The organism is Curtobacterium sp. MEB011, assembly GCF_030209655.1.
GTDB lineage: Bacteria > Actinomycetota > Actinomycetes > Actinomycetales > Microbacteriaceae > Curtobacterium > Curtobacterium poinsettiae.
On the sequence record NZ_JARVRN010000006.1, the window covers coordinates 311297 to 335930 of the forward strand.

19 protein-coding genes are annotated in these 24634 nt (G+C 71.9%); 3 read left to right on the plus strand and 16 right to left on the minus strand.

Annotated features, from left to right (window positions below; all coding sequences use genetic code 11):
* Nucleotides 1-714: 714 nt before the first annotated feature.
* The 6 genes from QRN30_RS08715 to QRN30_RS08740 all read right to left on the minus strand — a co-directional run bounded on the left by QRN30_RS08715 (nt 715) and on the right by QRN30_RS08740 (nt 7897).
* Nucleotides 715-2235: an inositol monophosphatase family protein gene (locus tag QRN30_RS08715; RefSeq protein WP_194590223.1), complete on the minus strand. Its 1521-nt coding sequence runs from the start codon at nt 2233-2235 to the stop codon at nt 715-717.
* A 137-nt stretch (nt 2236-2372) separates the two neighbouring features.
* A complete protein-coding gene (locus QRN30_RS08720; protein WP_017886991.1) occupies nt 2373-3473 on the minus strand; it encodes an ABC transporter ATP-binding protein in 1101 nt (366 codons plus the stop codon).
* Nucleotides 3470-4282, minus strand: coding sequence for an ABC transporter permease (locus tag QRN30_RS08725; protein ID WP_017886992.1), 813 nt, complete (start codon nt 4280-4282; stop codon nt 3470-3472). Before QRN30_RS08725 ends, QRN30_RS08720 begins: the two co-directional genes overlap by 4 nt.
* Nucleotides 4279-5313, minus strand: coding sequence for an ABC transporter permease (locus QRN30_RS08730; protein WP_017886993.1), 1035 nt, complete (start codon nt 5311-5313; stop codon nt 4279-4281). Before QRN30_RS08730 ends, QRN30_RS08725 begins: the two co-directional genes overlap by 4 nt.
* Nucleotides 5310-6464, minus strand: coding sequence for an extracellular solute-binding protein (locus QRN30_RS08735; RefSeq protein WP_017886994.1), 1155 nt, complete (start codon nt 6462-6464; stop codon nt 5310-5312). The genes QRN30_RS08730 and QRN30_RS08735 overlap by 4 nt, the downstream gene beginning before the upstream one ends.
* Before the next feature lie 482 nt (nt 6465-6946).
* Nucleotides 6947-7897 carry a hypothetical protein gene (locus QRN30_RS08740; RefSeq protein WP_284760905.1) on the minus strand — a complete coding sequence of 317 codons (951 nt, stop codon included), beginning with the start codon at nt 7895-7897 and terminating at the stop codon, nt 6947-6949.
* A 125-nt stretch (nt 7898-8022) separates the two neighbouring features.
* Here QRN30_RS08740 and QRN30_RS08745 point away from each other — a divergent pair, with 125 nt between their 5' ends.
* Both QRN30_RS08745 and QRN30_RS08750 read left to right on the plus strand, forming a co-directional pair.
* On the plus strand, nt 8023-8445 hold the full coding sequence (locus tag QRN30_RS08745; RefSeq protein WP_259575782.1) for a DUF3054 domain-containing protein: 423 nt from the start codon (nt 8023-8025) through the stop codon (nt 8443-8445).
* Entirely contained in the window at nt 8442-9455 is a 1014-nt protein-coding gene (locus tag QRN30_RS08750) for a LacI family DNA-binding transcriptional regulator (protein ID WP_017886997.1), read from the plus strand. Before QRN30_RS08745 ends, QRN30_RS08750 begins: the two co-directional genes overlap by 4 nt.
* A 265-nt stretch (nt 9456-9720) precedes the next feature.
* Here QRN30_RS08750 and QRN30_RS08755 read toward each other — a convergent pair whose 3' ends face one another.
* Both QRN30_RS08755 and QRN30_RS08760 read right to left on the minus strand, forming a co-directional pair.
* On the minus strand, nt 9721-10374 hold the full coding sequence (locus QRN30_RS08755) for a hypothetical protein (RefSeq protein WP_017886998.1): 654 nt from the start codon (nt 10372-10374) through the stop codon (nt 9721-9723).
* A gap of 70 nt (nt 10375-10444) precedes the next feature.
* The gene (locus QRN30_RS08760) at nt 10445-11398 is read right to left on the minus strand and encodes a DUF3097 domain-containing protein (protein ID WP_017886999.1); all 954 of its coding nucleotides are present in this window, start codon (nt 11396-11398) and stop codon (nt 10445-10447) included.
* 80 nt (nt 11399-11478) lie between these two features.
* On the opposite strand from QRN30_RS08760, the gene QRN30_RS08765 reads away from it, so the two are divergent.
* Complete coding sequence (locus QRN30_RS08765) at nt 11479-12528, plus strand: zinc-dependent alcohol dehydrogenase family protein (protein WP_017887000.1); 1050 nt, start codon at nt 11479-11481, stop codon at nt 12526-12528.
* A 109-nt stretch (nt 12529-12637) separates the two neighbouring features.
* Here QRN30_RS08765 and QRN30_RS08770 read toward each other — a convergent pair whose 3' ends face one another.
* The 8 genes from QRN30_RS08770 to ligA all read right to left on the minus strand — a co-directional run bounded on the left by QRN30_RS08770 (nt 12638) and on the right by ligA (nt 24631).
* Entirely contained in the window at nt 12638-13360 is a 723-nt protein-coding gene (locus tag QRN30_RS08770; protein WP_017887001.1) for a methyltransferase domain-containing protein, read from the minus strand.
* Entirely contained in the window at nt 13357-14496 is a 1140-nt protein-coding gene (locus QRN30_RS08775) for a type III polyketide synthase (protein ID WP_284760908.1), read from the minus strand. The genes QRN30_RS08770 and QRN30_RS08775 overlap by 4 nt, the downstream gene beginning before the upstream one ends.
* 110 nt (nt 14497-14606) lie before the next feature.
* Entirely contained in the window at nt 14607-16112 is a 1506-nt protein-coding gene (gatB, locus tag QRN30_RS08780) for an Asp-tRNA(Asn)/Glu-tRNA(Gln) amidotransferase subunit GatB (RefSeq protein ID WP_017887003.1), read from the minus strand.
* Nucleotides 16112-17659: an Asp-tRNA(Asn)/Glu-tRNA(Gln) amidotransferase subunit GatA gene (gene gatA / locus QRN30_RS08785; protein ID WP_017887004.1), complete on the minus strand. Its 1548-nt coding sequence runs from the start codon at nt 17657-17659 to the stop codon at nt 16112-16114. Before gatA ends, gatB begins: the two co-directional genes overlap by 1 nt.
* An 11-nt stretch (nt 17660-17670) precedes the next feature.
* A complete protein-coding gene (gene gatC / locus QRN30_RS08790; RefSeq protein WP_017887005.1) occupies nt 17671-17970 on the minus strand; it encodes an Asp-tRNA(Asn)/Glu-tRNA(Gln) amidotransferase subunit GatC in 300 nt (99 codons plus the stop codon).
* A 190-nt stretch (nt 17971-18160) separates the two neighbouring features.
* Nucleotides 18161-20497 carry a transglycosylase domain-containing protein gene (locus QRN30_RS08795; protein WP_284760910.1) on the minus strand — a complete coding sequence of 779 codons (2337 nt, stop codon included), beginning with the start codon at nt 20495-20497 and terminating at the stop codon, nt 18161-18163.
* A gap of 248 nt (nt 20498-20745) precedes the next feature.
* Nucleotides 20746-22122, minus strand: a complete 1377-nt coding sequence (locus tag QRN30_RS08800) for an alpha/beta hydrolase (protein WP_056073016.1) — start codon at nt 22120-22122, stop codon at nt 20746-20748.
* Nucleotides 22123-22300: 178 nt separating this feature from the next.
* The gene (gene ligA, locus QRN30_RS08805) at nt 22301-24631 is read right to left on the minus strand and encodes an NAD-dependent DNA ligase LigA (RefSeq protein WP_017887008.1); all 2331 of its coding nucleotides are present in this window, start codon (nt 24629-24631) and stop codon (nt 22301-22303) included.
* Nucleotides 24632-24634: the final 3 nt, after the last annotated feature.

Sequence of the window (24634 nt, forward strand, 5' to 3'; positions counted from 1 at the left end):
CTGCAACCCTACGAACCCGCGGCGTCCGATGACTGAGCGCCCGCTCAGAGTCGGCCGGGAGGCGCGTACCGGACCGGCACCGCGCCTCCAGCCCGCACCATGCGCACCTGCGCACCCCGTGCGCGGTTCCCAGCCCCGTGCGCGGATGCAGCACCGCACCCGGCAGCCAACCCCGCACCAGATCGCAGACCCCGCACCGTGCACCACCCACCGGCCGGGAGGCGCGTACCGGGCTGGCACCGTGCCTCCAGTCCACACCGTGCGCACCTGCGCACCCCGTGCGCGCTTCCCAGCCCCGCACCCGGCAGCCAACCCCGCACCAGATCGCAGACCCCGCACCGTGCGCACCACCCACCGGCCGGGAGGCGCGTACCAGGCTGGCACCGCGCCTCCAGTCCGCACCGTGCGCACCTGCGCACCCCGTGCTCGGTTAGCCGCACCGTGCGCACCTGCGCACCCCGTGCTCGGTTAGCCGCCCCGTGCGCGCTTGCAGCACCGCACCCCGCAGCCAACCCCGCACCGCATCGCAGACCCAGCACCGTGCACCACCCACCGGCCGGGAGGCGCGTACCGGACCGGCACCGCGCCTCCAGTCCGCACCGTGCGCACCTGCGCACCCCGTGCGCGCTTCCCAGCCCCGTGCGCGCTTGCAGCACCGCACCCGGCAGCCAACCCCGCACCGGATCGCAGACCCAGCACCGTGCGCCGCGCGGCTCACCCCGCGGCGAGCGCCGCCGTCCACACCGCGTGCAGTTCGTCCGCGGCCCCCGGGTGCGCCACCAGGAAGGGGTCCCCCACGGGCGGGAAGCCCTCGACGGGACCGGATCGCGTCAGCACGACGCCCCCGGCCTCGTGCACGAGCAGCACCGCGGCGCCGTGGTCGATGGGGTTGAACGCCGACACGCAGCCGCCGATCCCCCGTCCGGCCGCGACCTGCGCGATGGTCAGCGTCCCCGATCCCTGCACCCGGAGCGTGCACGACCGGTCGGCCAGCGCGTCGAGGAACGCCCCGAAGCCCGCCCACGGTCGGTGCCCGTCGAGCTCGGTGCCGACGACGGCGCCGGCGAGCGGCCGGGGTGCGTCGTCGAGCCGGAGCTGCCGGTCGCGCAGGGTGGCACCGCGCCCGCGTCGCGCCTCGAGCACCTCACCGCGCCAGGGGTCCGCGACGACGCCGACGAGTGGGCGTCCGCCACGGGTCAGGCAGAGTGACATCGAGGTCCAGGGCACACCGTTCGCCAGGTTCGTGGTGCCGTCGACGGGGTCGAGGAACCAGCGGTGCCGGTCGCCGGGGGCCTCGCCGTACTCCTCGCCGGTGAACCCGTGCGTCGGGAACACCATCCGGACACGGGAGCGGACGTGCTGCTCCACCAGGCGGTCGACGTCGGTGACCAGGTCGGCGGGGTTGGCCTTCGTGTGGACCTCGCTGACGGGGTGCTCCCGCGTGTAGGCGATGACCTCGTGGGCGATGCGGTGGGCCAGGGCCTGGGCGCGCGAGGCGACCTCGGTCTCGGTGGCCTCGCGGTCACGCTCGGGCCAGCCGTCGCGTTCCGCCGCCGACAACGCGGCGCCGATGGCCCCGACGTCGTTCGTGGTGATCGAGTCGACGCCGAGCCGGGCGGCCCAGATCGCGGGTTCGACGTCGTCGATGGTCCAGACGGCGACGCGCAGGCCCAGGGCGTGCGCGACCTCGACGGTGTGCGGGGTGAGGAAGGCGACGTCGAGGTTGAGCGTCGACGGGTGGAGCGCGTCGAGGTCCGCGGGGACGGGCGGGTCGAGCGACTCCCACGCCAGCCAGACGTCGGCGTCGGGCAGCACGGAGCGGACGGCTGCCATCGCCGCGGGCGCCCCGCACCAGGCCACCGCGGTGGAACCGGTGAAGCCCGCGACGGTGCGGGCGGCGACCAGGGCGTCCTCGGCGTCGGTCAGGTCGACGAGCAGGGTCGACCGGCAGCCGTCGAGGCGTTCGAGCGCACCGTCGAGCCGCGGGATCCGGTCGAGGCCGTTGCCGAGCCGCGCGACGTCGCACCAGTCGACGTCGGCCACGCGGCGGGCGTCGCCCCACATCCGGCCGAGGGTCTCGTCGTGCAGCAGGACGGCGACGCCGTCGGCGGTGCGACGGACGTCGACCTCGATCACCTCGGCGCCGAGCGCCTCGGCGACCGCGAGGGCGGGCAGCGTGTTCTCGCGCCGGACGCGCGGCGCACCACGGTGGGCGACGAGGCGTGGCGGACGCACGCCGGGCCTCCCATCCAGGCTGGTCGAGACCACACGGTCGACCGCAGCGACAGACGCAGACGCAGACGCAGACGCAACCGAGGCTGACGCAGCCGACGCAGACGACACGGCCGCAACCGGCGTCGGGACCCCCGCGCTCATCGTGCGACCTCGAGCAGCACGCCGTCGCGGTGCACGAGCACTTCGCCCAGGCGCACGCCGGTCTCGGTGCCGACCGCCGGCGGTGGCCCGGTGACGTAGGCGCGGAGCTCCGCGCCGTCGGTGCTGAGCACGACCTCGGCGAAGTGGCCGCGCATGAGCACCCGTGCGACGGTCGCACGGATCGGCGAGTCATCGGTGAGCACGACCTGCTCCGGGCGGACCAGCACCGTGTCGGCCGCGGTCGGGCTGACGGACGTGCCGGCGAGGAACCGGCCGGTGACGACGCTCGTCGAACCGATGAACGACGCGACGAACCCGGTGGCGGGGCGGGCGTAGAGCTCGGTCGGTGTGGCGATCTGCTCGATCCGGCCGTCGTGCATGACGGCGATCCGGTCGGAGATGCTGAGCGCTTCGTCCTGGTCGTGCGTCACGATCACGGTCGTGATGCCGAGGCGCTGCTGGATGCGCCGGATCTCGTCGCGGACACTGACGCGGAGCTTCGCGTCGAGGTTCGACAGCGGCTCGTCGAGGAGCAGCACGTCCGGCTCCTGCACGATCGCGCGGGCCAGGGCGACGCGCTGCTGCTCACCGCCCGAGATCGCGGTCGGCTTCGAGCCGGCGTGGTGGCTCAGCCCGACGAGTTCGAGCGCGTCCCGCACCCGCTCGGCGACCCGCTGCTTCGGCACCCGTCGGGTCCGCAGCGGGAACGCGACGTTCTGCGTCACCGTCATGTGCGGCCACAGCGCGTAGTTCTGGAACACCATCGCGCTCGGTCGGCGCTCCGGACCGAGCGACGTGACGTCGCGGTCCCCCATCGTCACGACGCCGCCGTCGGCGGGCAGGAACCCCGCCACCATGCGGAGCGTCGTGGTCTTGCCGCAGCCCGACGGGCCGAGGAGCGAGACGAGCTCGCCCTTCGCGACGTCGAGGTCGATGCCCGCGACGACGTCGCGTCCGCCGAGCGTCTTGCGCAGTCCGCGGATGGTGAGTCCGCCGGTCCGGTCCGTCGTGCTGCCGTCGGCCTGGAGGCCCGGTGTGCGTTCCGCGACGAGCGCCTTGTCCGTCATCTGGTCGCCTTTCGTGCTGGTGGTGGTCATCGGATCTGGAAGCCGTCCGCCAGACGGCCGCCCATGATGTGCTTCCGGGCGAGCAGCAGCAGGACCACGGACGGGATGCTCAGCGCGATCGCGAACACCGCCGAGACCTGACGCGGGGAATTGAGGACGAGCGAGTACATCGCCGTCGGCATCGTCATGTACGTCGGGGCGCCGACCAGGTACGTGCCCTGTGCCTCGTCGAAGGACGCCAGGAACGACATCACCATCGCGACGAGGATCCCCGGCCAGGCGATCGGGAACGTCACCTTCCAGAAGGTGCGCCAGCGGCTGGCCCCGGCGTCGCGGGCGGCTTCCTCGAGGGACCGTGGCACGGCCGAGAACGCCGCGGCGGGCAGCCACGTCATGAAGACGACACAGCCCAGGACGTGCACGATCAGGATCCCGGTCACCGTGTTCATGAGGTTCAGCGCGGTGAACATCGCCGACATCGTGACGAAGAGGCCCATCTTCGGGAACGCGTTCGTGGCGAACAGTCCGACGAGCACGAGCCGCCGCCCGGGGAACTCGATGCGGCTGATCGCCCAGGCGGCGGGCAGGCACACGACCGCGGCGATGAGGACCGTGAGCGGCGCGAGGACGAGCGAGTTCTGCACCGCGACGGCCAGGCTGCGGTCCTCGAACACGGTGCCCCACCACTGCAGGGTCCAGCCGTCGGGCAGCAGGTTCGGGTAGGTCCACGTCGTGGCGAAGGCACGGGCGGCCAGCCAGACGAGCGGACCGAGGATGAACACCGCCAGCACGATCGCGGTCGCCCAGACGAGGGCGTTGCCGGTCAGACGCTTGATCACTGCTGCTCCTGACGCTTCTTGTCGAGCTCGCCCGCGTTCGAGCGGACCGTCGAGCGGAGGTAGAAGACGCTCGCGGCCGCGGCGAACGCGAACACGATGAACGCCATCGCCGTCGACTGCTGCGGACGGTTGTAGGCCTGGAAGTACTTCGAGATGTCGACGCCGAGCATCGTCGGGGCGTTCGGGCCGGTGAAGTACGGCACGGTGAACGACCCGAGGACGCCGATGACGGTGAACGTCGTCGCGATGACGAGCGGGGTCGCGGCCATCGGCAGGAGCACCTGCCAGACGACGCGCCAGGTGCTCGCCCCGGCGTCCTTCGCGGCCTCGACCAGGGCATCCGGGGTGCCCTGGAGCGCCCCGGCGATCATCAGCACCGCGAACGGCAGGCTGGTCCAGACGCTGCCGAACACCACGGCGACGAGGGTGTAGCCCCACACCGGGACGTCGAGGCCGAACTGCGCCCCGAGGCTGCGGAGGAAGCCCTGCGCGTCGGTGAAGGTCAGGATCGACCAGCTCGCGATGACCACCGGCACGAAGATCGGCACCACGGCCAGGACGCTGAGGGTCTTGCCGAGGAAGCCTCCGCGGAGCCGCAGGATCACCGCGACGACGACCGCCAGCCCCACGGTCAGGCCGGTCGACAGCGCCGTGACCCCGAGCGTCGCGACCAGGTCACGCAGGAACGTGGGGTTGCCGAGCAGGGTGGTGTAGACCGCGAACGAGAAGCCGCGCACGGTGTCGCCGCCGATGTCGGCGAGCGCCTGGTTCAGGCCGCCCGTGAACCCGAGGCTGAACAGGGCGGCGTTCACCACCGGGACGCCGACGAACAGGATGACGACGAGCACCGGGGCGGCGACGAGGGCGAGGCCCTGCCACCGCCGGCGGCGGGCCAGCCGTTCCTGCGTCGTGCGCCCGCCAGCGGGGTGCGCCGGGCCCTGGGCGTGGGGCGGGACGGGCGGGAGGCCAGTGGCGGAGTCGCCACGGGCCTCCCGGCCGGTTGCCGGGCCGTCCTGGACGGTCTGGGTCACTGCGGGACCTTCGCGTCCCACGCCGCGTTCATGTCAGCGGCGAAGTCGCTCTGGAACCCGAGGCGGAGCTGCGAGGGGTTCGCGTCGGTGAACTGCTCGGCGACCGACTTCGGCAGGCTGTCGAGCGGGATCACCGGGTAGCCGGAGACGGCGCTCGCGACGAGCTGCTGCCCCTTCGCGCTGAGCACGAAGTCGGCGAGCTTCTCGGCTGCCGCCTTCTTCGCCTTGGGCTCGGTCTTCGGGATGCCGAGGAAGCTCGCGCTGCCGGTGAACGACGGGTCGTCGATCTGCACGGCCTTGGTGGTCTTCGGGATGATGCCGGTCTTCTGCGAGGTGATGAACTGGTCGCTCCAGACCGGGGCCATCGCGATCTGACCGCTGCCGAGCAGCTGCACGACCTGGTCGTTGCCGTTCGGGTAGACGCCCTTCTGGTACGTCGACGGGCCGAGGTCCTTCAGGGCCGCGAAGCCCTTGTCCCACTTCGACTCGAGCGACTTGTCGTACTTCGTCTGCATCGTCTCCTGCTCGGCGGGCGTCAGGTACTTCGCGAGCACCGTGGCCACGAACGAGCCACCCGAACCGCCGGACGACGGGGAGTTGTAGGCGAACTCGCCCGGGTTGGCCTTGATCCAGGCGAGCAGGTCGTCGAGGGTCTTCGGCGGGTCCGTGACCTTCTTCGCGTCGTACGCCAGCAGCACGCTCGAGGCGCGGTACGGGATGGCGCTGTCGCCGCCCTGCTGCTTCGTGGCGTCGGGGACGTCCTTGAGGTTCGGGATGGTGCTGTCGCTGACCGTGCTGAGCAGCCCGGCCTTGCCGGCGGTGGTGACGAAGCCGGCGTCGACGAGGTCGTACGCGACGGACTTGCCGGCCTTGACCGCGGTGGCGAGGTTCGCCTGCGTCTGGGCGTCGTGCTCGCCGTGCAGGTCGATGCTCGTGCTGACCTTGATCTTCGGGTTCGCCTTCTCGAAGGCGGGGATGAGCGACTTGTCCCAGAGGTCCTGGACGTTGGTGTCGCCGCTGATGAACACGGTGAGGCTGGTGGTGCCGTTGCCGTCGGCAGCGTTCGAGGCGTTGGCGCTCTGGACGCAGCCGGAGAGTGCGACGGTCGCGGCTGCCGCGATGGCGAGGCCGGCGAGGGCTCGGGTCTTCACGTGGGTACTCCCTGTTCCGTGGGTGATGCGGTGGGGGTCGTGCGGGGTGGGGGTGGTGCGGGGGTGCGTGCGGTGGTGCGGGGTGCTGGTCGGGCGGGCCGTGTGGGAACGTTCCCGCGCCGGGGTCGAGTGTGGCGCTGCCGGGTGAACTCCGGGTGCCTCCGGCGTCGCCGCCGGGTGAACTCCGGGTGCGGGGCGCGGGTGGTGGGCGAGGGCGGGCGGTGGGCGCGGGCGGCGGGCGCGGTGACGGCGCACGGTGCGAGTTCCGCCGCCCCGTGCGGGGTTGACGGCTTCGTGCCCGGCTACAACCCGGCACGGAGCGGGCTGCTCGCCCCCGACCGGCGAACGATGCACGGTGCGCGGCCCCGTTCGCTGCCGACGACCCCGCACCGAGCGGCCAGGTCCGCGGTGGGCGACGAACCGCGCACCGTGCGCACCGGCAAGATGCCGAACAATCTCGCACGGTGCGTGACTGATGGCCCTCAGCGCGACATGCGGACTCCGGCCTTGCGGAGCTTCGCGCGGAGGACCCACTCGTTGCGCAGGTCCGACCAGGTGAGCCACACCACGGTTCGCACCTCGGGGAACGCGCGGAGCCGGTCTTCCCGGATCTTCTCGTCGAACAGCGCTTCCTCCGGTGTCCGTCCCCGCAGGTACGCACTGCTCCGGTACTTCACGGCTCCGTCGAACTCGACCACGACCCCGACATCCGGGAACCAGAAGTCCACCACGATGTCCGGCTCGCCGAGTGCCCGGAAGCGGTGCTGGAGGACCGGCGGTGGTGTCCCGAACTGGTCGAACCGCGCTCGTGCGTACGACTCCCCCGGTGAGTCCGATGCGGCATCGGCGAAGCCAATCGCCCGGAGTGCCCGACGTCGTCCCTTCTGCCCGCGCCGCTCGATCGCCGATAGGACGTCCTCGCGCTCGACCTCGCGACGCAGGAGCGCATCGAGGGACACGACTGCGTCGGTGAACGGCAGTGTGAGTGCGAGGTCGGTCGCCAGCCGATCGAGTCCGCACAACAGCAGCCCGTCGGGCGTGGCGACCGGACGCTCGTTCCGTTCGGCGTCGAGGTCGGCGTGCACCACGAAGGTCGCGTTCGTGGTGCGCCGGTCGGCACCGCGTGAGGTCACGTGGATCCGGGTCGGTGGCGGGGTGAGCAGGGGCACACCGAACACGACGGCGGCGGAGACGTGTGAGATCAGGTCTCCTGGCCGGATCCGGTCGGCGAACGAGCGCAGCCGGAGGTGGTGCTGTTCAGTGGGGCGGAGTGCGGCCCATCCCGAAGACTCCGCGTAGAGTCCGCGTGCTACCCGTGTGAGCTCCCCCGCAGCGGCCCGACGTCTGATGACATCGGACTCGTCGGGGCGCTGGGCGGAGGTTCGGTACGTGAGGACTTCGGGGACCGGTGCGAGCTTGAGGTTCATCGACATACTCGTGATGCTCCGGATCCTTCGCCTTTGGAGCAGCACCGCGTGGGCGTGCTGTGGAGGAGCAGCCGCGCCGAGCACCTTGTGGAGGAATGAGCGAGCAGCCCGAGGCCTGCGAGAATGAGCGGGTGAACGCACGCATCTGGGGTTGGCTCGCAGCCGTCATCGACGTCGTCCTCATCGTTGTCTTCGCGCTCATCGGGCGCTCGTCCCACGGTGAGGCGAACACGGCGCTGGCGCTGTGGACGACCGCCTACCCGTTCCTGGCCGGTTGGGCGATCGGGTACGTGGCGAGCGGAGCCTGGGCACGACCACTGCGTTTGTGGCCGACCGGCGTCGTGGTCTGGGTGCTGACGGTCTTCGTCGGTCTGGCGATCCGTGTCGTCACCGGCCAGGGCGACGTCGACGGCAACCCGCTGCCGATCTCGTTCGTCATCGTCGCCACGATCGTGCTCGGGGTGTTCCTGCTCGGTTGGCGGGCGATCGTCCGCGGTGTGCTCCGGTTCACCTCGTCGCGGTCGCGGCAGGATGCTGCAGCGACCGACGCGTGAACGGCAGCCGCGGTTCCCAGCCGACCATCCTCGACGTCGCCGCACGTGCGGGTGTCTCGAAGTCGGCGGTGAGCCGGGTCCTCTCCGGAACAGGTCGGTTCTCCGACGAGACGCGTGAGCGAGTCGAGCGCGCCGCGACCGAGCTCGGGTACGTCGCGAACGCGATGGCCCGCGGGCTGGTCAGCGGGCGCACGAACACGATCGGGATGCTCGTCCGTGATGCCTCGTCGATGGTCTACACGGCACTGCACGCCGTGATGGAGCGCCGCGCATCGGAGCTCGGCTACCGCGTCGTCACCACGACGGGCGTCGGCCGGGTCGAGGACGAGAAGTCCGCCCTCGCCGCCCTCGTGTCGATGCGCGTCGACGGCCTGGTCGTGTGCAGCGGCCTGATGCCGTCCGCCGACATCGCCGAGTTCGCGCCCCGCATCGCCACCGTCGTCGCCGGTCGGCCCGAGCTGCACCCGGCGCTCTCGAGCGTCTACTGCGACGAGGTCGACGGTGGGGCTTCCATCGCGGACGCCGTCGCCGATGCCGGCCACACCACTGCAGTGGTGTTCACGGTCCCGCTCGACGACGCCATCACGCAGCACGCGCGATCATCGGCGATGGTCGAGCGGCTCCGAGCACGTGGCGTCCGGGTGCTCGACATCGACGCGAGCTTCGTGCGGCCACCCGACGACCTCGCCGCCGACCTGGTGGACGCCGTGCAGGAGTCGGGCGTGACCGCGGTGATGTGTCCGACCGACCGGCTCATGCTCGACGTGTGCGAGGCGCTCGCCCGCCGCGGTGTCGAGGTCCCGCGCGACCTCTCCGTCACCGGGTTCGACGGCGTCTACCCGCTGGCGAGCGACTGGATCGGCTTCACGACACTCGAGCAACCGATCGAGCGCATCGGCCGCGAGGCCATCGACCTGGTCATCGGCCGCATCGACGACCCCACGCGCCCCGTCGAGCACCGGTCACTGCGCGGCACCGTGATCCCCGGCCGCACCCTGCTCCCCCGCTGACGCCGCCCCGCTGACCTCGCACGGTGCGCGTCGACTCACCCCGTGCAGGCTCCGGGCACCGCGAACGGTGCGAGGTCGCGCAAACCCGCGCACGATTCGTGATGCGGTGCGAGGTTCGAGCAGCACGCACGGTGCGAGGCTCGTCAAGCGGTGCCACCGTGGTGGCTCGGTGCGGCGCTACAAGCGCGCACCGAGCGGTCAACCTCGCACGGGCCGGCACAGACAGCACCGAGCGGCTTCCGCCCACGGCGACGCCCGCCCGCCCCTAGAACAAGCCCGAGCGCGGCCCGTCCTCCGGACCGTCGAACCCGCGGAACATGTCGGACACGAGCGCCTCGATCTGCGGCTCGACCAGGCGTTCGACGGCTTCGGCGATCCGCGGGCGGTGGTCGATGAGCGCCAGGCACACCGCCGTACCGGTCGACCGAGCGCACTCGTCGGACAGCGCGATCTCGTGCCGGAGCGCAGCCTTCGCCTCGTCGGACAACGGCTCGCGCGGCGTCTGCTCCCCCGCGCCGGTGCCGGCCAGCTCGCCGAGCGTGAACAGGAACGGCGACCCCGGCGACGGCTCGGGGTCCACGTCGAGGCCCTGGAACTCCGGCGACAACCCCTCGGCCGGCTGGTACCCCGCGTGCCGCTTCCGGGCCGCTGCGCGCTCGAGCTCACGCTGCAGCAACGGCAGGTTCTTCGCCGTGTAGTCGTCGACGGCGTCCTCGACGATGGTCGAGATCCGCCCGATCAGCGCGTGCTGGACGGCGTGCGGCACGTCGGGTCCGAACCCCGCGGCCGCGGCGATCGGGGATCCGGTGCACTTCCGGCAGATGCGCGTGCGCGGGCGGGCGGTCCCGATCTGCCAGCGCGGCAGCCAGCGCAGCCACAGGTCGACCGCGCCCCGCACGCGCCCGTCGATGCCGTCCATCCCCCAACAGTAGGCCTGGAGGCGCGGATCACCCCCGGCGCACCGCGCCGGTCGGGCAATCCGCCGGTCCTCAGGCCTGTGGTTCCGTCACGAAGTCGATCAGCTCCTCGACACGGCCGAGGAGCTCCGGCTCGAGGTCGGCGAAGGTACGCACCTGCCCGAGGATCCGCTGCCACGCCCGAGCGATGTCGGCCTGCTCGGCGTGCGGCCACCCGAGCGCCTGGCAGATGCCCGCCTTCCACTCGATCGAGCGCGGGATCGTCGGCCACGCCCGCAGCCCGACCCGCGCCGGCTTGACCGACTGCCAGACGTCGACGAACGGGTGCCCGACGACGAGCACGTGCGCGCCCCACTTGCCGCGCATCACGGCGTCGGCGAAGCGGGACTCCTTCGACCCGGGCACCAGGTGGTCGACGAGCACCCCGACCCGCCGCTCCCGCGTCGGCTGGAACTCGTCGAGCACCGCGGCCAGGTTGTCGACGCCGGAGAGTTCCTCGACCACGACGCCCTCGACCCGCAGGTCGGCGCCCCAGACCTTCTCGACGAGTTCCGCGTCGTGCTTGCCCTCGACCATGATGCGGCTGGGGAGCGCCACCCGAGCACGCTGCGACTCCACGGCGAACGATCCGGACGCGGTGCGGAGGCGACCACCGTCGGACGCCTGCCGCACGGCGGGCGCGGCCCCGGGCCTCCAGTCCGCGTGCACGGCACCGACGGAACCAGCAGCACCAGCCCGGCCAGCGGCACCCCCGGCAGAACGACCGACCGGCGCCGACGGCCGCCCCAGCGTCACCAACTCACCCTCGAGCAGGAACTGCCCGGTGAAGGGGAAGGAGCGCGTGCGGCCCTTCCAGTCCTCGAGCGCGATGTTGCCCGCCTCGAGCCCCACCACGGCACCGGCCCACCCGGAGTCCGGGTCCTCGAGCACCATGTCCCGTTCGAGCGGCACCTGCCGCACCTTCTTCACCCCGCGCGAGCGCCAGTCCCCCGAGAGCACATCGCCGCCGTACCGGTCGTCGTCCACCCGCACGAGGGTACTGTCGACGACGGCCCGGACGACGTCGACCGCGCCGGTTCCCCATCATCTCGACGGAAGGCCCGCCCGTGCGCGCAGCGATCATCCACGCCCCGAACGACATCCGCGTCGAGGAGCGCGACCGTCCCGGACTCCTGTCCGGCAAGGACGTCGTCGTCAAGGTCCTCGCGGCCTGTGTCTGCGGGTCGGACCTCTGGCCCTACCGCGGCGTCACCGAGACGAAGCAGCCCCGGCCGATCGGGCACGAGCTCGTCGGCGAGGTCGTCGCCGTCGGTGACGACGTCACGGGCCTGCACGAGGGCGACTTCGTCATCTCCCCCTTCACCATGAACGACGGCACGTGCCAGGCCTGCCGCAACGGCATGACCACCGGCTGCGACCACCTGTCCGGGTTCGGCAGCACGGACGCCCACGGCGACCCGGTCGGCGGCGCGCAGGCCGAGTACGTGCGGATCCCGGACGCCGACGCCACGCTCGTCGTGGTGCCCGGCCCGGTCGACCCGGCGCTGGTGCCGTCGCTGCTCACCCTGTCCGACGTCTTCTCGACCGGCCACCACGCCGCCGTGTCGGCAGCGGTCGGCCCCGGCAAGACCGTCGTCGTGGTCGGCGACGGCGCGGTCGGCCTGTCCGCCGTCCTCGCGTCGAAGCGGCTCGGTGCGGAGCGCATCATCGCGATGAGCCGGCACGCCGACCGTCAGGCGCTCGCCCGCGAGTTCGGTGCCACCGACATCGTGGCGGAGCGCGGCGACGAGGGCGTCGCGGCGGTCCGCGCGCTGCTCGGCGGCGACCTGGCGGACTGCGGCGTCGAAGCCGTCGGCACCGAGGAGAGCATGGACCAGGCGCTGCACTCGGTCCGGCCCGGCGGCAACGTCGGCTTCGTCGGGGTCCCGCACGGAGTGCCGACGATCGGCACGCGCTACCTGTTCGACACGAACATCGCGATCGCGGGCGGCATGGCCCCGGCCCGGAAGTACATCCCGGAGCTGCTGCCGGACGTGCTCTCCGGCGCGATCGACCCCGGTCGCGTCTTCGACCTGGAGCTGCCGCTCGACGAGGCCGCCGAGGCCTACCGCGCGATGGACGAGCGCCGGGCCATCAAGGTGCTGCTGCGCCCGTAGCGGCGTGCGTCGTGGACGCACCGGTAGACGGACGGGAGGCCCGTGGCGGCGTCGCCACGGGCCTCCCGTCCGTCGTCTGGTCGCGTCCCGACCACCGGACGCCGCCCGGTCACGCGTCGCGGATCGCCAGCACCCGGTGCGGCGCAGCCGCCTCGGCCCGCCACCCACCGGGGAGCACATCGCGGAGTTCGGGCACCGTGAAGCTCCGTCGGATGGACCGCAGGCCGTCGACCCGGACGAAGGTCCCCGTCGCGACGAGCGGTGACGCCAGCGCGTACGCGCGGTAGGCGGCCGACGACCGTCGGATGTCGGAGTGCAGGCTGCGTCCGCTCGCGAGCAGCTCGGAATCGGCCAGGAACCCCCGCCGTTCCTCGTCGCCCAGGTGGTGCAGCACGTGGTTCGAGACGACGACGTCGAACCGCTCGCCCGCCGCGACCAGGTCGCCGCTCGACTGCTGCCGGAACGTGACGCCGGCCGGTGAGGACCGCCGTGCGGCGGCGATGGCGCGTTCGTCGGGGTCGACACCGACGACCTCGAGGTCGAAGCCGTCACTCGCCGCCCACCGCACCAGCGACCGGGCCAGGTCGCCGCCGCCGCACCCCAGGTCGAGCACGCGGCCACGCCCCTGTGCGGGCAGCGCGGGCACGACGTGCGAGCGCCAGGCCGCGCGCCAGCCGCTGACGAGCGCGTTCACGACGGCGAAGCGCCGGAAGGTGCGGGCGAGCGCGCGCGGATCGCAGTCCGGGTCGTCCATCAGCTCGGTCAGGTCGAGCGCGCGGGTGCGCAGGTCGACGGCCGGGAGGCCCGTGGTGCCGCCGTCCGGACGGCTCACGCCGCGCCCGTGGTCGCGACGGGCACGCGCAGCGGCTCTCCGGCGAGCGACGCCTCGGTCCGCACCGCGGTGAGCCGGGCGCTCTCCACCGTCAGGCCGGGACCGAAGGCCAGCGCGACGACCGCGCTGCCGTCCGCCAGGCCGGCGTCGACGGCGTCACGGAGCACGAAGAGCACGGTGGCGCTCGACATGTTGCCGTGTTCCCGGAGCACCCGCCGGCTCGACTCCATCGCGCTGTCGGGCAGGCCGAGGGACTCCTGGGTGCGGTCGAGGATGGCGCGGCCGCCCGGGTGCACCGCCCACACCGGCACGTCCGACGCCGGCCCGCCGTCGAGCAGCGGTTGCACGGCGCTCGGGACGTGCAGGCCGACGAGCTTCGGCACGGCGGTGGACAGGACCATCTCGAACCCCTCGTCCCCGATGTTCCACGCCATCTCGGACGAGCCCTCGGGCACCACGGCCGTCGTGAAGTCGTCGAAGCGCAGGCCGGCTCCGTCCCGGGCGACGACCGCGGCTGCCGCACCATCGCCGAAGACGCTGTTCGCGACGATCTGGTCGGGGTCGTTCGAGGCGCGGACGTGCAGGGTGCAGAGTTCACCGCACACCACGAGCACGACGGCGCCCGGGTCCTGGTCGACGAACGCGGCGGCGATCCGGAGCGCGGGGAACGCGGCGCAGCATCCCATGAAGCCGATGTGGTGCCGGAAGACCCCGGCGGGGAGTCCGAGCTGCTCGACGACGTCGATGTCGGGCCCAGGCTGCGTGAACCCGGTGCAGGACACGGTCACCAGGTGCGTGACGGACTCGGGCGCGATGCCGGCACGTTCGACGGCGTCACGGGCGGCGCCGACGAACAACGGCGGGGCGAGTTCGCGGTACCGGTCGTTGCGTGAACCGGTGGACGGCGAGCGAAGGGTGCCGTCGTCGTCACGGAAGGCACCACCGGCACGTGCGGAGTCGAGTTCCTCGAGGACGGTGTGCCGCTGGTCGACCGCCGACCCGTCGAACGCGGCGGGGACCAGGCGCTGGCCGAGCCGCCCGAGGTCGGGTTGGGCAGAGAAGAGGTCACGCACCCGGGGCTGGTCGAGGGTCGTCTCGGGGACGGCGGTTCCGATGGCGCGGATCGTTGCGGACACGGTTCATCCTGTCACCCGATCGCTGACGTGTCCCCAGGATGCACACGGCAACCGGGACGCACGGAGGGCACGGCACCGACCGGTACCGTGCCCTTGCGAGGTGGGACCGCCTACGACTGCTGCGCGCGCTCGAGCACGAGTTCACGCACGCGTGCGGCGTCGGCCTGGCCCTTCATGGCCTTCATGACGGCACCGATGATGGCTCCGGCCGCCTGGACCTTGCCGTCCTGGATCTTGGCCAGCACGTCGGGCTGCGCCGCGAGCGCTTCGTCGACCGCGGCGGTCAGGGCGGAGTCGTCCGAGACGACCTTGAGCCCCCGGGCCTCGACGACCTGGGCCGGCGAACCCTCGCCCGCGATGACGCCCTCGAGCACCTGGCGCGCCAGGCGGTCGGTCAGGTCACCGGACTCGACGAGCGCGATGACCTCGGCGACGTGCTTCGGCGACACCAGGTCACCGGGGGCGGCGTCCTGCGCGTTGGCGACGCGGCTGATCTCACCGGTCCACCACTTGCGGGCGGCCTGCGGTGCAGCGCCGGCGGCGACGGTGCCCTCGACCTCGTCGAGCAGCCCGCCGTTGACGACGTCCTGGAACTCCAGGTCGGCGAAGCCCCAGTCCGCCTTCAGACGACGGCGACGTGCGACCGGGGCCTCGGGCAGCGAGGCCCGGAGCTCCGCCACGACGGCCGGGTCGGGCACGACGGGCAGCAGGTCAGGCTCCGGGAAGTACCGGTAGTCGTCGGCGTCCGACTTCGGGCGACCGGCCGAGGTGCGACCGGTGTCCTCGTGCCAGTGGCGGGTCTCCTGCGTGATCGAGCCACCGGCGGCGAGGATCGCGGCCTGACGCTGGATCTCGTAGCGGATCGCACGTTCGACGGCGCGGAACGAGTTGACGTTCTTCGTCTCGGTGCGGGTGCCGAGCTTCTCCTGCCCGCGGGGACGCAGCGAGATGTTCGCGTCGCACCGCAGGTTGCCGCGCTCCATGCGCGCCTCGGAGACACCGAGCGCCCGGACGAGGTCGCGGATGACCTGCACGTACGCCGCACCGAGCTCGGGGGCGCGGTGCTCGGCACCGAAGATCGGCTTCGTGACGATCTCGACCAGCGGCACACCGGCACGGTTGTAGTCGACGAGCGAGTACTCGGCACCCTGGATGCGGCCGGTGGCACCACCGACGTGGGTCAGCTTGCCGGCGTCCTCTTCCATGTGGGCGCGCTCGATCGGGATGTTGTAGATCGTGCCGTCGGCGAGCTCGACCTCGACCTCGCCCTCGTAGGCGATGGGCTCGTCGTACTGCGAGACCTGGTAGTTCTTCGGGTTGTCCGGGTAGAAGTAGTTCTTCCGGGCGAACCGCGAGGACTCGGCGATCGAGCAGCCGAGCGCGAGCCCGAGCTGGATCGAGTACCGCACGGCCTGCGCGTTCACGACCGGCAGCGACCCGGGCAGCCCGAGGTCGACCGGGGTGACGTTCGTGTTGGGTTCGCCGCCGAAGAAGTTCGGGGCGTCCGAGAACATCTTGGTCTTCGTCGCGAGTTCGACGTGGACCTCGAAGCCGAGCACCGGCTCGTAGCGCTCGAGCGCCTCGTCGAAGTCCATCAGCGCGTCCTTCTGCGCCATCAGATCACACCTTCCTGCGCAGCGGACTGCTGACTCTGGTCGAGGTCCGGGACGGACGCGATGAGCGGTGCGCCCCACTGCTGTTCGAGCAGACGCTCGAGCGCGGCACCGTAGCGGTACAGCCGGGCGTCCTCGCGCTGGGGCGCCATGAGCTGCACGCCGACGGGCAGGCCGTCCTCGGGCGCGAGACCGTTCGGGATGCTCATGCCGGGCACGCCGGCCAGGTTCGCCGGGATCGTCGTGAGGTCGTTGAGGTACATCGCCAGCGGGTCGTCGATGCGCTCACCGATCGGGAACGCGGTCGTCGGCGCGGACGGGCTGACGAGCAGGTCGACCTGCTCGAACGCGGCCTGGAAGTCGCGCTGCACGAGCGTGCGGACCTTCTGCGCCGAGCCGTAGTAGGCGTCGTAGTACCCGGCGCTCAGGGCGTAGGTGCCGAGGATGATGCGCCGCTTGACCTCGGGCCCGAAGCCGGCTTCACGCGTGGCGGCCATGACGTCCTCGACGGTGGCACCGTTCTCGGGCGTGACGCGGAGGCCGAAGCGCACCGAGTCGAACTTGGCGAGGTTCGACGACGCCTCGGCCGGGAGGATCAGGTAGTACGCGCTGATGGCGTACGCGAACGACGGCGCATCGATCTCGACGACGACCGCGCCGGCCGACTCGAGCAGCGCGACGGTCTCCTGGAAACGCTGCGTGACACCGGCCTGGAAGCCGTCACCACCGGCGAGTTCCTTGACCACGCCGACCCGCAGGCCGCGGAGCGTGTCCGCCTGCAGCCCTTCGCGTGCGGCGGCGGCCATCGAGGGCCAGGCGTCCGGGATGGACGTGGAGTCCTTCGGGTCGTGCCCGCCGATGACGTCGTGCAGGAGCGCGGCGTCGAGGACCGTGCGGGACACCGGACCGATCTGGTCGAGGCTGGACGCCAGGGCGATGGCGCCGTAGCGGCTCACCCCGCCGTAGGTCGGCTTCACACCGACCGTGCCCGTCACCGCACCCGGCTGGCGGATGGAGCCACCCGTGTCGGACCCGAGGGCCAGCGGTGCCTCGTGCGCCGCGACCGCAGCGGCCGAGCCACCACCGGACCCGCCGGGGATCCGGTCGAGGTCCCACGGGTTGCGGGTGGGCCCGTAGGCCGAGAACTCGGTGGTCGAGCCCATCGCGAACTCGTCCATGTTGGTCTTGCCGAGCGGCACGAGGCCGGCGGCGCGGAGCTTCGCGACGGGGGTCGCGTCGTACGGCGGCACCCAGCCTTCGAGGATCTTGGACCCCGAGGTCGTCGGCATGTCCTGCGTGCACAGGACGTCCTTGACGGCGATCGGCACACCCGCGAGCGGCCCGAGGTCGTCGCCGGCGGCACGGCGCGAGTCGATCGACTTCGCGGCTGCCAGGGCGTTCTGGTTGACGTGCAGGAACGCGTGCACGTCGCCGTCGACGGCGGCGATCCGGTCGAGATGGGCCTGGGTGGCCTCGACGCTCGAGACGTCGCGGGCCACCAGGGCGTCGGCGAGCGCCGCGGCGCTCAGCTTGGTGATGTCGTCGGTCACTGTTCTTCGCCCTACTGTTCTTCGCCGAGGATGGCGGTCACGCGGAACCGTTCGCCGTCGGAGTCGGGCGCCCCGGAGAGCGCCTGCTCCTGCGTCAGCGTCGTGCCGACCACGTCGGGTCGGGTGACGTTGCCGAGCGGCACGGGGTGGCTCGTCGCCGGGACGTCGTCGGTCGCGACCTCGGCGACCTTGGCGACGCTCTCGACGATGTGCGACAGCTCCCCGGTCAGCTTCTCGATCTCGTCGGGCGTGAGTGCGATACGTGCGAGGTTCGCCAGGTGCGCGACCTGCTCGCTCGTGATGTCAGGCATGGTGCTCCGTCGATCGGTTCGTGGAATGCCCAACAGTCTATTGGCTGCGCCGAGCGCGCAGGCGCGGCTGTGGACAACGCACGCCCGGCCCGGTGCCGGGCGTCCGGACCGGCAGCGGGCCGCGCCCCACGGGCACGGCCTGCCCGACGCTGGCGCGTCGTTCAGGAACCGGCGGCGTGGACCCGAGCGGTCACTTCCCGTCCTTGCCGCCGCCAGCCGGCGCGGCCGGAGCCGCCGGAGCCGCCGGTGCAGCGGGAGCAGCCGGAGCGGGAGACGCGGCAGCACCCCCGTCGGGCGCGGACGTCGGCGCCGGTGTCGCCTGGTCGTCCTGCGCGTTCCCCTGCCCGGACGAGGAGCCCGACGACGAGGAAGACGACGACGAGGACGACTTGCTCGCCTGCCCGATCATCGCCTGGCTCGGTGCCGGCAGCGCTCCCCCGCCGACGGTCTGGTCCAGGTACGCCATCATCGACTTCCCGACCCCGAACTTCGCGCTGTACCCGGTCGTGCCCTGCAGGAACGGCCAGTGCGCCAGGCTCACGCCGCCCTGGACGTTGCCGATCCAGGTGGCGTTCGTGTACTTCGTCGACGACGCCACCAGCCAGTTCTGCACGTCACCGTCGGTGGTGCCGGTCTTCGCGAACTTCGGCACGCTGTCCCCGGGGTTCGCGGTCGCGGCGGTCCCCGATCCGGACAGCACACCCTGCAGCGCGTAGTCGACGGTGCCCGCGACGTCGGCGGAGACGCCCTGCGTGCAGGACGACGGCGTCGGGGTGATCTTCGTGCCGTCGGCCTCGGTGACCGAGTCGATCGCGGTGGGCGTGCAGACGACGCCGTCGTTGGCGAAGCCCGCGTAGGCCTCGGCCAGGTCGATCGGCGACAGCTCGTTCACGCCGAGGATCGACGACGGCGTCTGGCCGAGGGCGGCTCCGTCGGCACGGTGGATCCCCATCGCCTGCGCGAGCTGGGCGATCTTGCACAGGTCGAGCTGCTTGCCCATCGCGCCGAAGGCCGTGTTGATCGACTCGACGGTCGCGGCCTGCACGGTCATCGACGCCGGCACCGTCTCGGCGTTCGCGACGGGCCAGACCCCGCCGCTGACGTTCTGGCACGAGTTCGTGAACTCGGAGTTCTGGAACGTGTGCTCGGTCGTGGAGACGGATTCGGACAGGGTGTGGCCGCTGGCGAGCCACTCGGCCAGGGTGAACACCTTGTAGGTCGAGCCGGTCTGGAACCCGCCGGAGTTGCCGTACCCGGAGTCGGCGCTGTAGTTGACCGCGGTGGCACCGGCGCCGGCGTTGTCGCCCTGCGTGTACGTGGTGTTCTGCACCATCGACATGATCCGCCCGGTCCCCGGCTCGACGGTGACGTTCGAGCCACCGACGTCGACGCCGGCCATGGTCGCCGGCACGTAGGTCGACAGGGCGTTCTGCGCCTGGCCCTGCAGGTCGAGGTCGAGCGAGGTGTGGATCTGCAGGCCCTTGGTGTCGAGCGTGGCGATGCGTGCCGCTGCGGTCTTGCCGAACGCCGGGTCCTGCAGCACCTGATCACGGACGTAGTCGCAGAAGTACCCGGCGTCGTAGCTCGTCGCGGCCGCCGAGCACCCGTTGGCGGTCTCCGTGATCTTCGGCGTCACGGGCGTCGCGATCGCCTTCGTCATCTCGGCCTTCGTGATGGAGCCGTGCACCTGCATCCGGCGGAGCACGTAGTCGCGGCGCTCCTTCGTCAGCGCGTACCCGTTCGCCTTGCCGTTCTCCTTGTCGCCCGGTACGTCGATGCGCAGGTTCGACGGGTTGTTCAGGATCGCGACGAGCGTGGCGGACTGCACGAGCGACAGGTCCTTGGCGTGCACGCCGAAGTAGTACTCGGCCCCCGCCTCGGCACCGTAGACCCGGCCGCCGAGCCCGACGAGGTTCAGGTACCCGGTCAGGATCTCGTCCTTCGAGTACTTCTTGTTGACGGCGATGGCGTACCGCATCTCCTGCAGCTTGCGCTGCGGGGTGACGCCGGCGACGTCCAGGTAGCACGCGTCGATCTTCTTCTTGGTCGCGGCCTGGTCCTTGCCGGTGAGCTGTTCGCACTGCTGCACCAGGACGTTCTTGACGTACTGCTGCGTGATGCTCGAGCCGCCCTGCACGTCCCCGCCGACGACGGTCGCGGCGACACCGCGCAGGGTGCCGAGGACGTCGATGCCGCCCTCGTCGTAGTAGCGCGGGTCCTCGGTGTCGATCGCGGCTTCCTTGAGCGTGTCCGCCATCTGTTCGGCCGTCACGTTCGTGCGGTTCTCGGCGTAGAACGAGGCGATCTTGACCTGTTTCCCGCCCTGCTCCGCGTACACGGACGACACCTGCTGCGGGGTCTGCACGTCGAGGTAGGTCGGCAGGTCCTCGAAGAACGACACCGCCCCCGACGTCCCCTCTCCCGCGACGGCGACCGCCGGGGTCACCGCGACGGCGACGAGCATGCCGGCGAGCACGGACATCACCACGAACATCAGGAGAGCACCAGGCCATCGCACCACACGCATGACGGAACCGTAGGCAGCAGGGCTGTACTGGTTCTGCCCTGGAACGAGTGCAGGCTGCGGTCGCGTTCAGGTTGCCACCCAGGCGGCCTTCGAGGCGGCGTCGCGATCCGCACGTGTGCACCGATCCGGCCGGGAGGCCCGCGGCGGCCCCGGCACGTCGGCCGGCGGTCACGATCGGGTCACGCTCACCGCGTCGTCAGGATCCGCAGGGCACCGCCCGTCGGGCACGGCCCGTCAGTCACGGCCCGTCAGTCACGGGGCTGCAGGTCCTGCGGGCGCACGAGGTACATGTCCGGCGAGGCACCGACGATGCCGTCACCACCCGACCGTCCGCGCCGGATCTGCTCGCGCACCAGGTCCCCGCGCCCGATCCCGATCAGGGCGACGTCGTGCAGCGACGCCGTTCCGGGCTTCAGGTAGTCGTTGTGCCCGACCGGTCGGCGGAACACGTCCCCGGCGGACAGAGCGTCGGCGCCGCCGGCCAGGTCGAGCACGGTGGACCCGAACGAGGCTCCGCCGGGGTCGGTGCCGAAGTACCCGGAGCCCGCGATGGGGTCGCTGTGCGCGCCGCCGACGAAGACCTGCCCGGTGGCGACGGCGAGGTCGGACGCGGAGCGGACGTCGCTGCCCGGTGACCCGAGGACCGTCAGGGTGTCCGCGGTCATCCGGCCCGACGCCAGGGCCATCATCGCCGCCGTCGACCCGTACGAGTGCGCGACGATGTTGACCCGCGGTCGGTCGTCCGCGCGGAGCGCACGCAGTCCGGCGACGGTCCGTTCGAGCCGCTGGGCCCCGGTCCGCGCGAGTTCGAGCGACATGATGTTGGACAGGTCCGGCGTGCGGTACCCCATCCAGGCGACCACGGCGACACCCGACCCGTTGCCGGTCGCGGCGAGCGGGGCGAGGGTGGCCTGCTCGCTGGACAGGTCGTTCGCCGTGTTCGTGAAGTCGGTCATCTGTCCGGTGACCGTGAAGAACATGCCCGGCACCACGACGGTGACGTCGGCCGCCGTGTCGAGGTCACCGATGCTGATCGCCGCACGCCCGGAGCCCCGGGTGTCCAGCGTCACGAGGAAGCGCCGCGGGTCACCCGGTTCGTGCACCAGCGAGTCCCGCACCTGCCCGAGCATCGCGGCCCGGGCGGCACCGACGTGGGCGTCGGCGAGACCGGAGTGCAGCGTCGCGCGGTTCGCCTGGTCGCGGACGACGTAGGGCACGCCCTCGAGGTTGCCGACCAGAGCCGGTGCGTGCACGAGGAGGCGGTCCTGCTCGTCGGCGGGCAGGTGCGACCACCACTGCGCGACGGTCTGGGCGGGCGGGGGGTCGTCCTGCACGGCTGCCACGACGCGGCGGTCAGTGGCCGCACGGCGCAGGGCTGCGGGCCCGAGTGCACCGAGGTCCTCGACGAACGCCCGCCCGTGGGCGACGGCGAGGTCGTCGACCCCGACCCGTCGCAGCGACGCCGACGTGGCGACGACGGTGAGGTCGTCGAGCGGCACGATGCGTGACGGGGCCGTTGCGACGGCGGTGGCCCTGGCGACCGGGACCGGGGGCACGCCCGGGGCCTCGATCACTCCGAGCGAGTGCATCGAGGCGGTGAGCAGAGCCGCGGCGATGAGCAACAATCGGATCTCCCCCGGGAAGGCCGTCCCGACGTCCCCCTGCAGACGACGGGTGATGCTCCGCCGAGTCTACGGAGATGTCCGCGGATCATCCATGCGTGATGCAACTTGTCCCCCGGACTGGGCGCCGTCGGCTCCGCGCCGCGCGCAGCGGATGGGATCCCGTGTGCTCGCGCCCCGCTCAGTCCTCGGTCGCGGGCGCCTCCGGCTCGGCGAGCGCCGCAGGCCCTTCGGTGACGAGCAGGTGGAACTGCTCGGCGTCGATGATCCGGACCCCGAGCTGTTCGGCCTTCGTGAGCTTCGAACCGGCTCCCGGTCCGGCGGCCACGAAGTCGGTCTTCTTGCTCACGCTCGAGGCTGCCTTGCCGCCGGCGGTCATGATGGCCTCGAGCGCACCTTCGCGCGTGTAGCCCTCGAGTGAACCGGTCGCGACGACGGTGACGCCGCTCAGCACGCCGCCCTCGACCTCGGCGCTGCCGGGGCCGGGGTGGCCCGGGGTGGTGAACTGCACGCCGGCCGCGGTCCACCGGTCGATGATCTCGCGGTGCCAGTCGACCTCGAACCAGGCGAGCAGGGCGTCGGCGATGATGCCGCCCACCCCGTCGACGGCGGCGAGGTCCTCGCGCGAGGCCGACCGGATGGCGTCGAGGGAGCCGAAGTGGTTCGCCAGGGCACGGGCGGCGACGGGTCCGACGTGGCGGATGCTCAGGCCGACCAGGATCCGCCACAGCGGCTTCGTCTTCGCGGCGTCGATGTTCGCGAGCATCTCGAACGCGTTCTTCGACGGGTAGCGGCTCGGCTCACCGGTGTAGTCGGCACCGCGCGCTCCGGGGTCGAACGGCGGGTCGGTCTTCTTGCGCGCCCGGCTGAACGGCGTGACGCGCTTGGGTGTGCCGTCGTCGTCGACCTTCTCCATGCCGGTCTCGGCGTCGCGGACGATGACCTCGATCGGGACGATGTCCTGCAGCGTCAGGTCGAACAGTCCGGCCTCGGTCACGAGCGGCGGGGTCTCCGGGCGGAGCGGCTGCGTCAGAGCCGCGGCCGCGACCTCGCCGAGCCCCTCGATGTCGAGCGACCCGCGCGAGGCGATGTGCTCGACCCGGCCGCGCACCTGCGCCGGGCAGCTCTTCGCGTTCGGGCAGCGCAGGTCGATGTCGCCTTCCTTCGCCGGGGCGAGCTCCGTGCCGCACTCGGGGCAGTGGGTCGGCATCACGAACTCGCGCTCGGAGCCGTCGCGGAGCTCGACCACCGGGCCCAGGACCTCAGGGATGACGTCGCCGGCCTTCCGCAGCACGACGGTGTCCCCGATCAGCACGCCCTTCGCCTTGACGACCTGCTGGTTGTGCAGTGTGGCCTGGCGGACGACGGACCCCGCGACCTCGGCCGGGGCCATCACGGCGAACGGGGTGGCACGGCCGGTCCGACCGACGCTGACCACGATGTCGGTGAGCGTCGTGTGGACTTCTTCCGGCGGGTACTTGTACGCGATCGCCCACCGCGGCGCACGCGAGGTCGACCCGAGTTCTTCGTGCAGGGCGAGGTCGTCGACCTTGACGACGACGCCGTCGATCTGGTGCTCGACCGACGATCGGCGTTCCCCCGTGGTGCGGACGAAGCCGTTGACCTCGTCGATGGTGTCGAACACCCGGTAGTGGCTGCTCGTCGGCAGTCCCCAGGTCTGCAGGAGCTCGTACACCTCGGACTGGCTGCGGACGTCGGTGCCCTGCTCGAGTTCACGGACGGGCCACGCGCCGATGCCGTGCACGAGCATCCGCAGACGCCGCAACCGGTCGACCATCAGTGCCCGCTTCGCCTCGGACTTGCCCTCTTCCTTCTGGCGGAGCGACCCGGCGGCGGCGTTGCGCGGGTTGGCGAACACCCGCTCCCCCGCTTCGCGCTGGTTGGCGTTCAGCTCGTCGAACTCGGCGACCGGGAAGAAGATCTCGCCCCGGACCTCGACCAGGGGCGGGTGACCGGTGCCGGACAGGCGGTCCGGGATCGTGCCCATCGTGCGGACGTTGCCGGTGACGTCCTCGCCGACCACGCCGTCGCCGCGGGTGGCCGCCGAGACGAGCCGACCGTGCTCGTACCGCAGGTTGATCGCCAGACCGTCGATCTTCAGCTCGGTCAGGAACCGCACCCGCTCGGCGCCGGCGTCCCGCTGCACCTTGACGCCCCACTCGGTCAGTTCGTCGGGGCTGAACACGTTGTCGAGCGAGAGCATGCGTTCGGCGTGCTCGACGGGGGCGAACTGCGTCGTCTGTGCCTGCCCGCCCACGGTCTGCGTCGGGCTGTCGGGCGTCACGAGTTCCGGGAACCGCCGCTCGATCGCGTCGAGGCGGTGCACCAGCGCGTCGTAGTCGGCGTCGGACAGGGGCGAGGCGTTGCCCTCGTAGTAGTCGTGCCGCAGCTCGTTGACGCGGGCGCGCAACCGGTCGACTTCTCGCGCGGCCTGGGCGGCGTCGAGCCCGTCGGGGTCGATGGTCTCGAACGTCGCGTCGGTCTCGCTCATGGC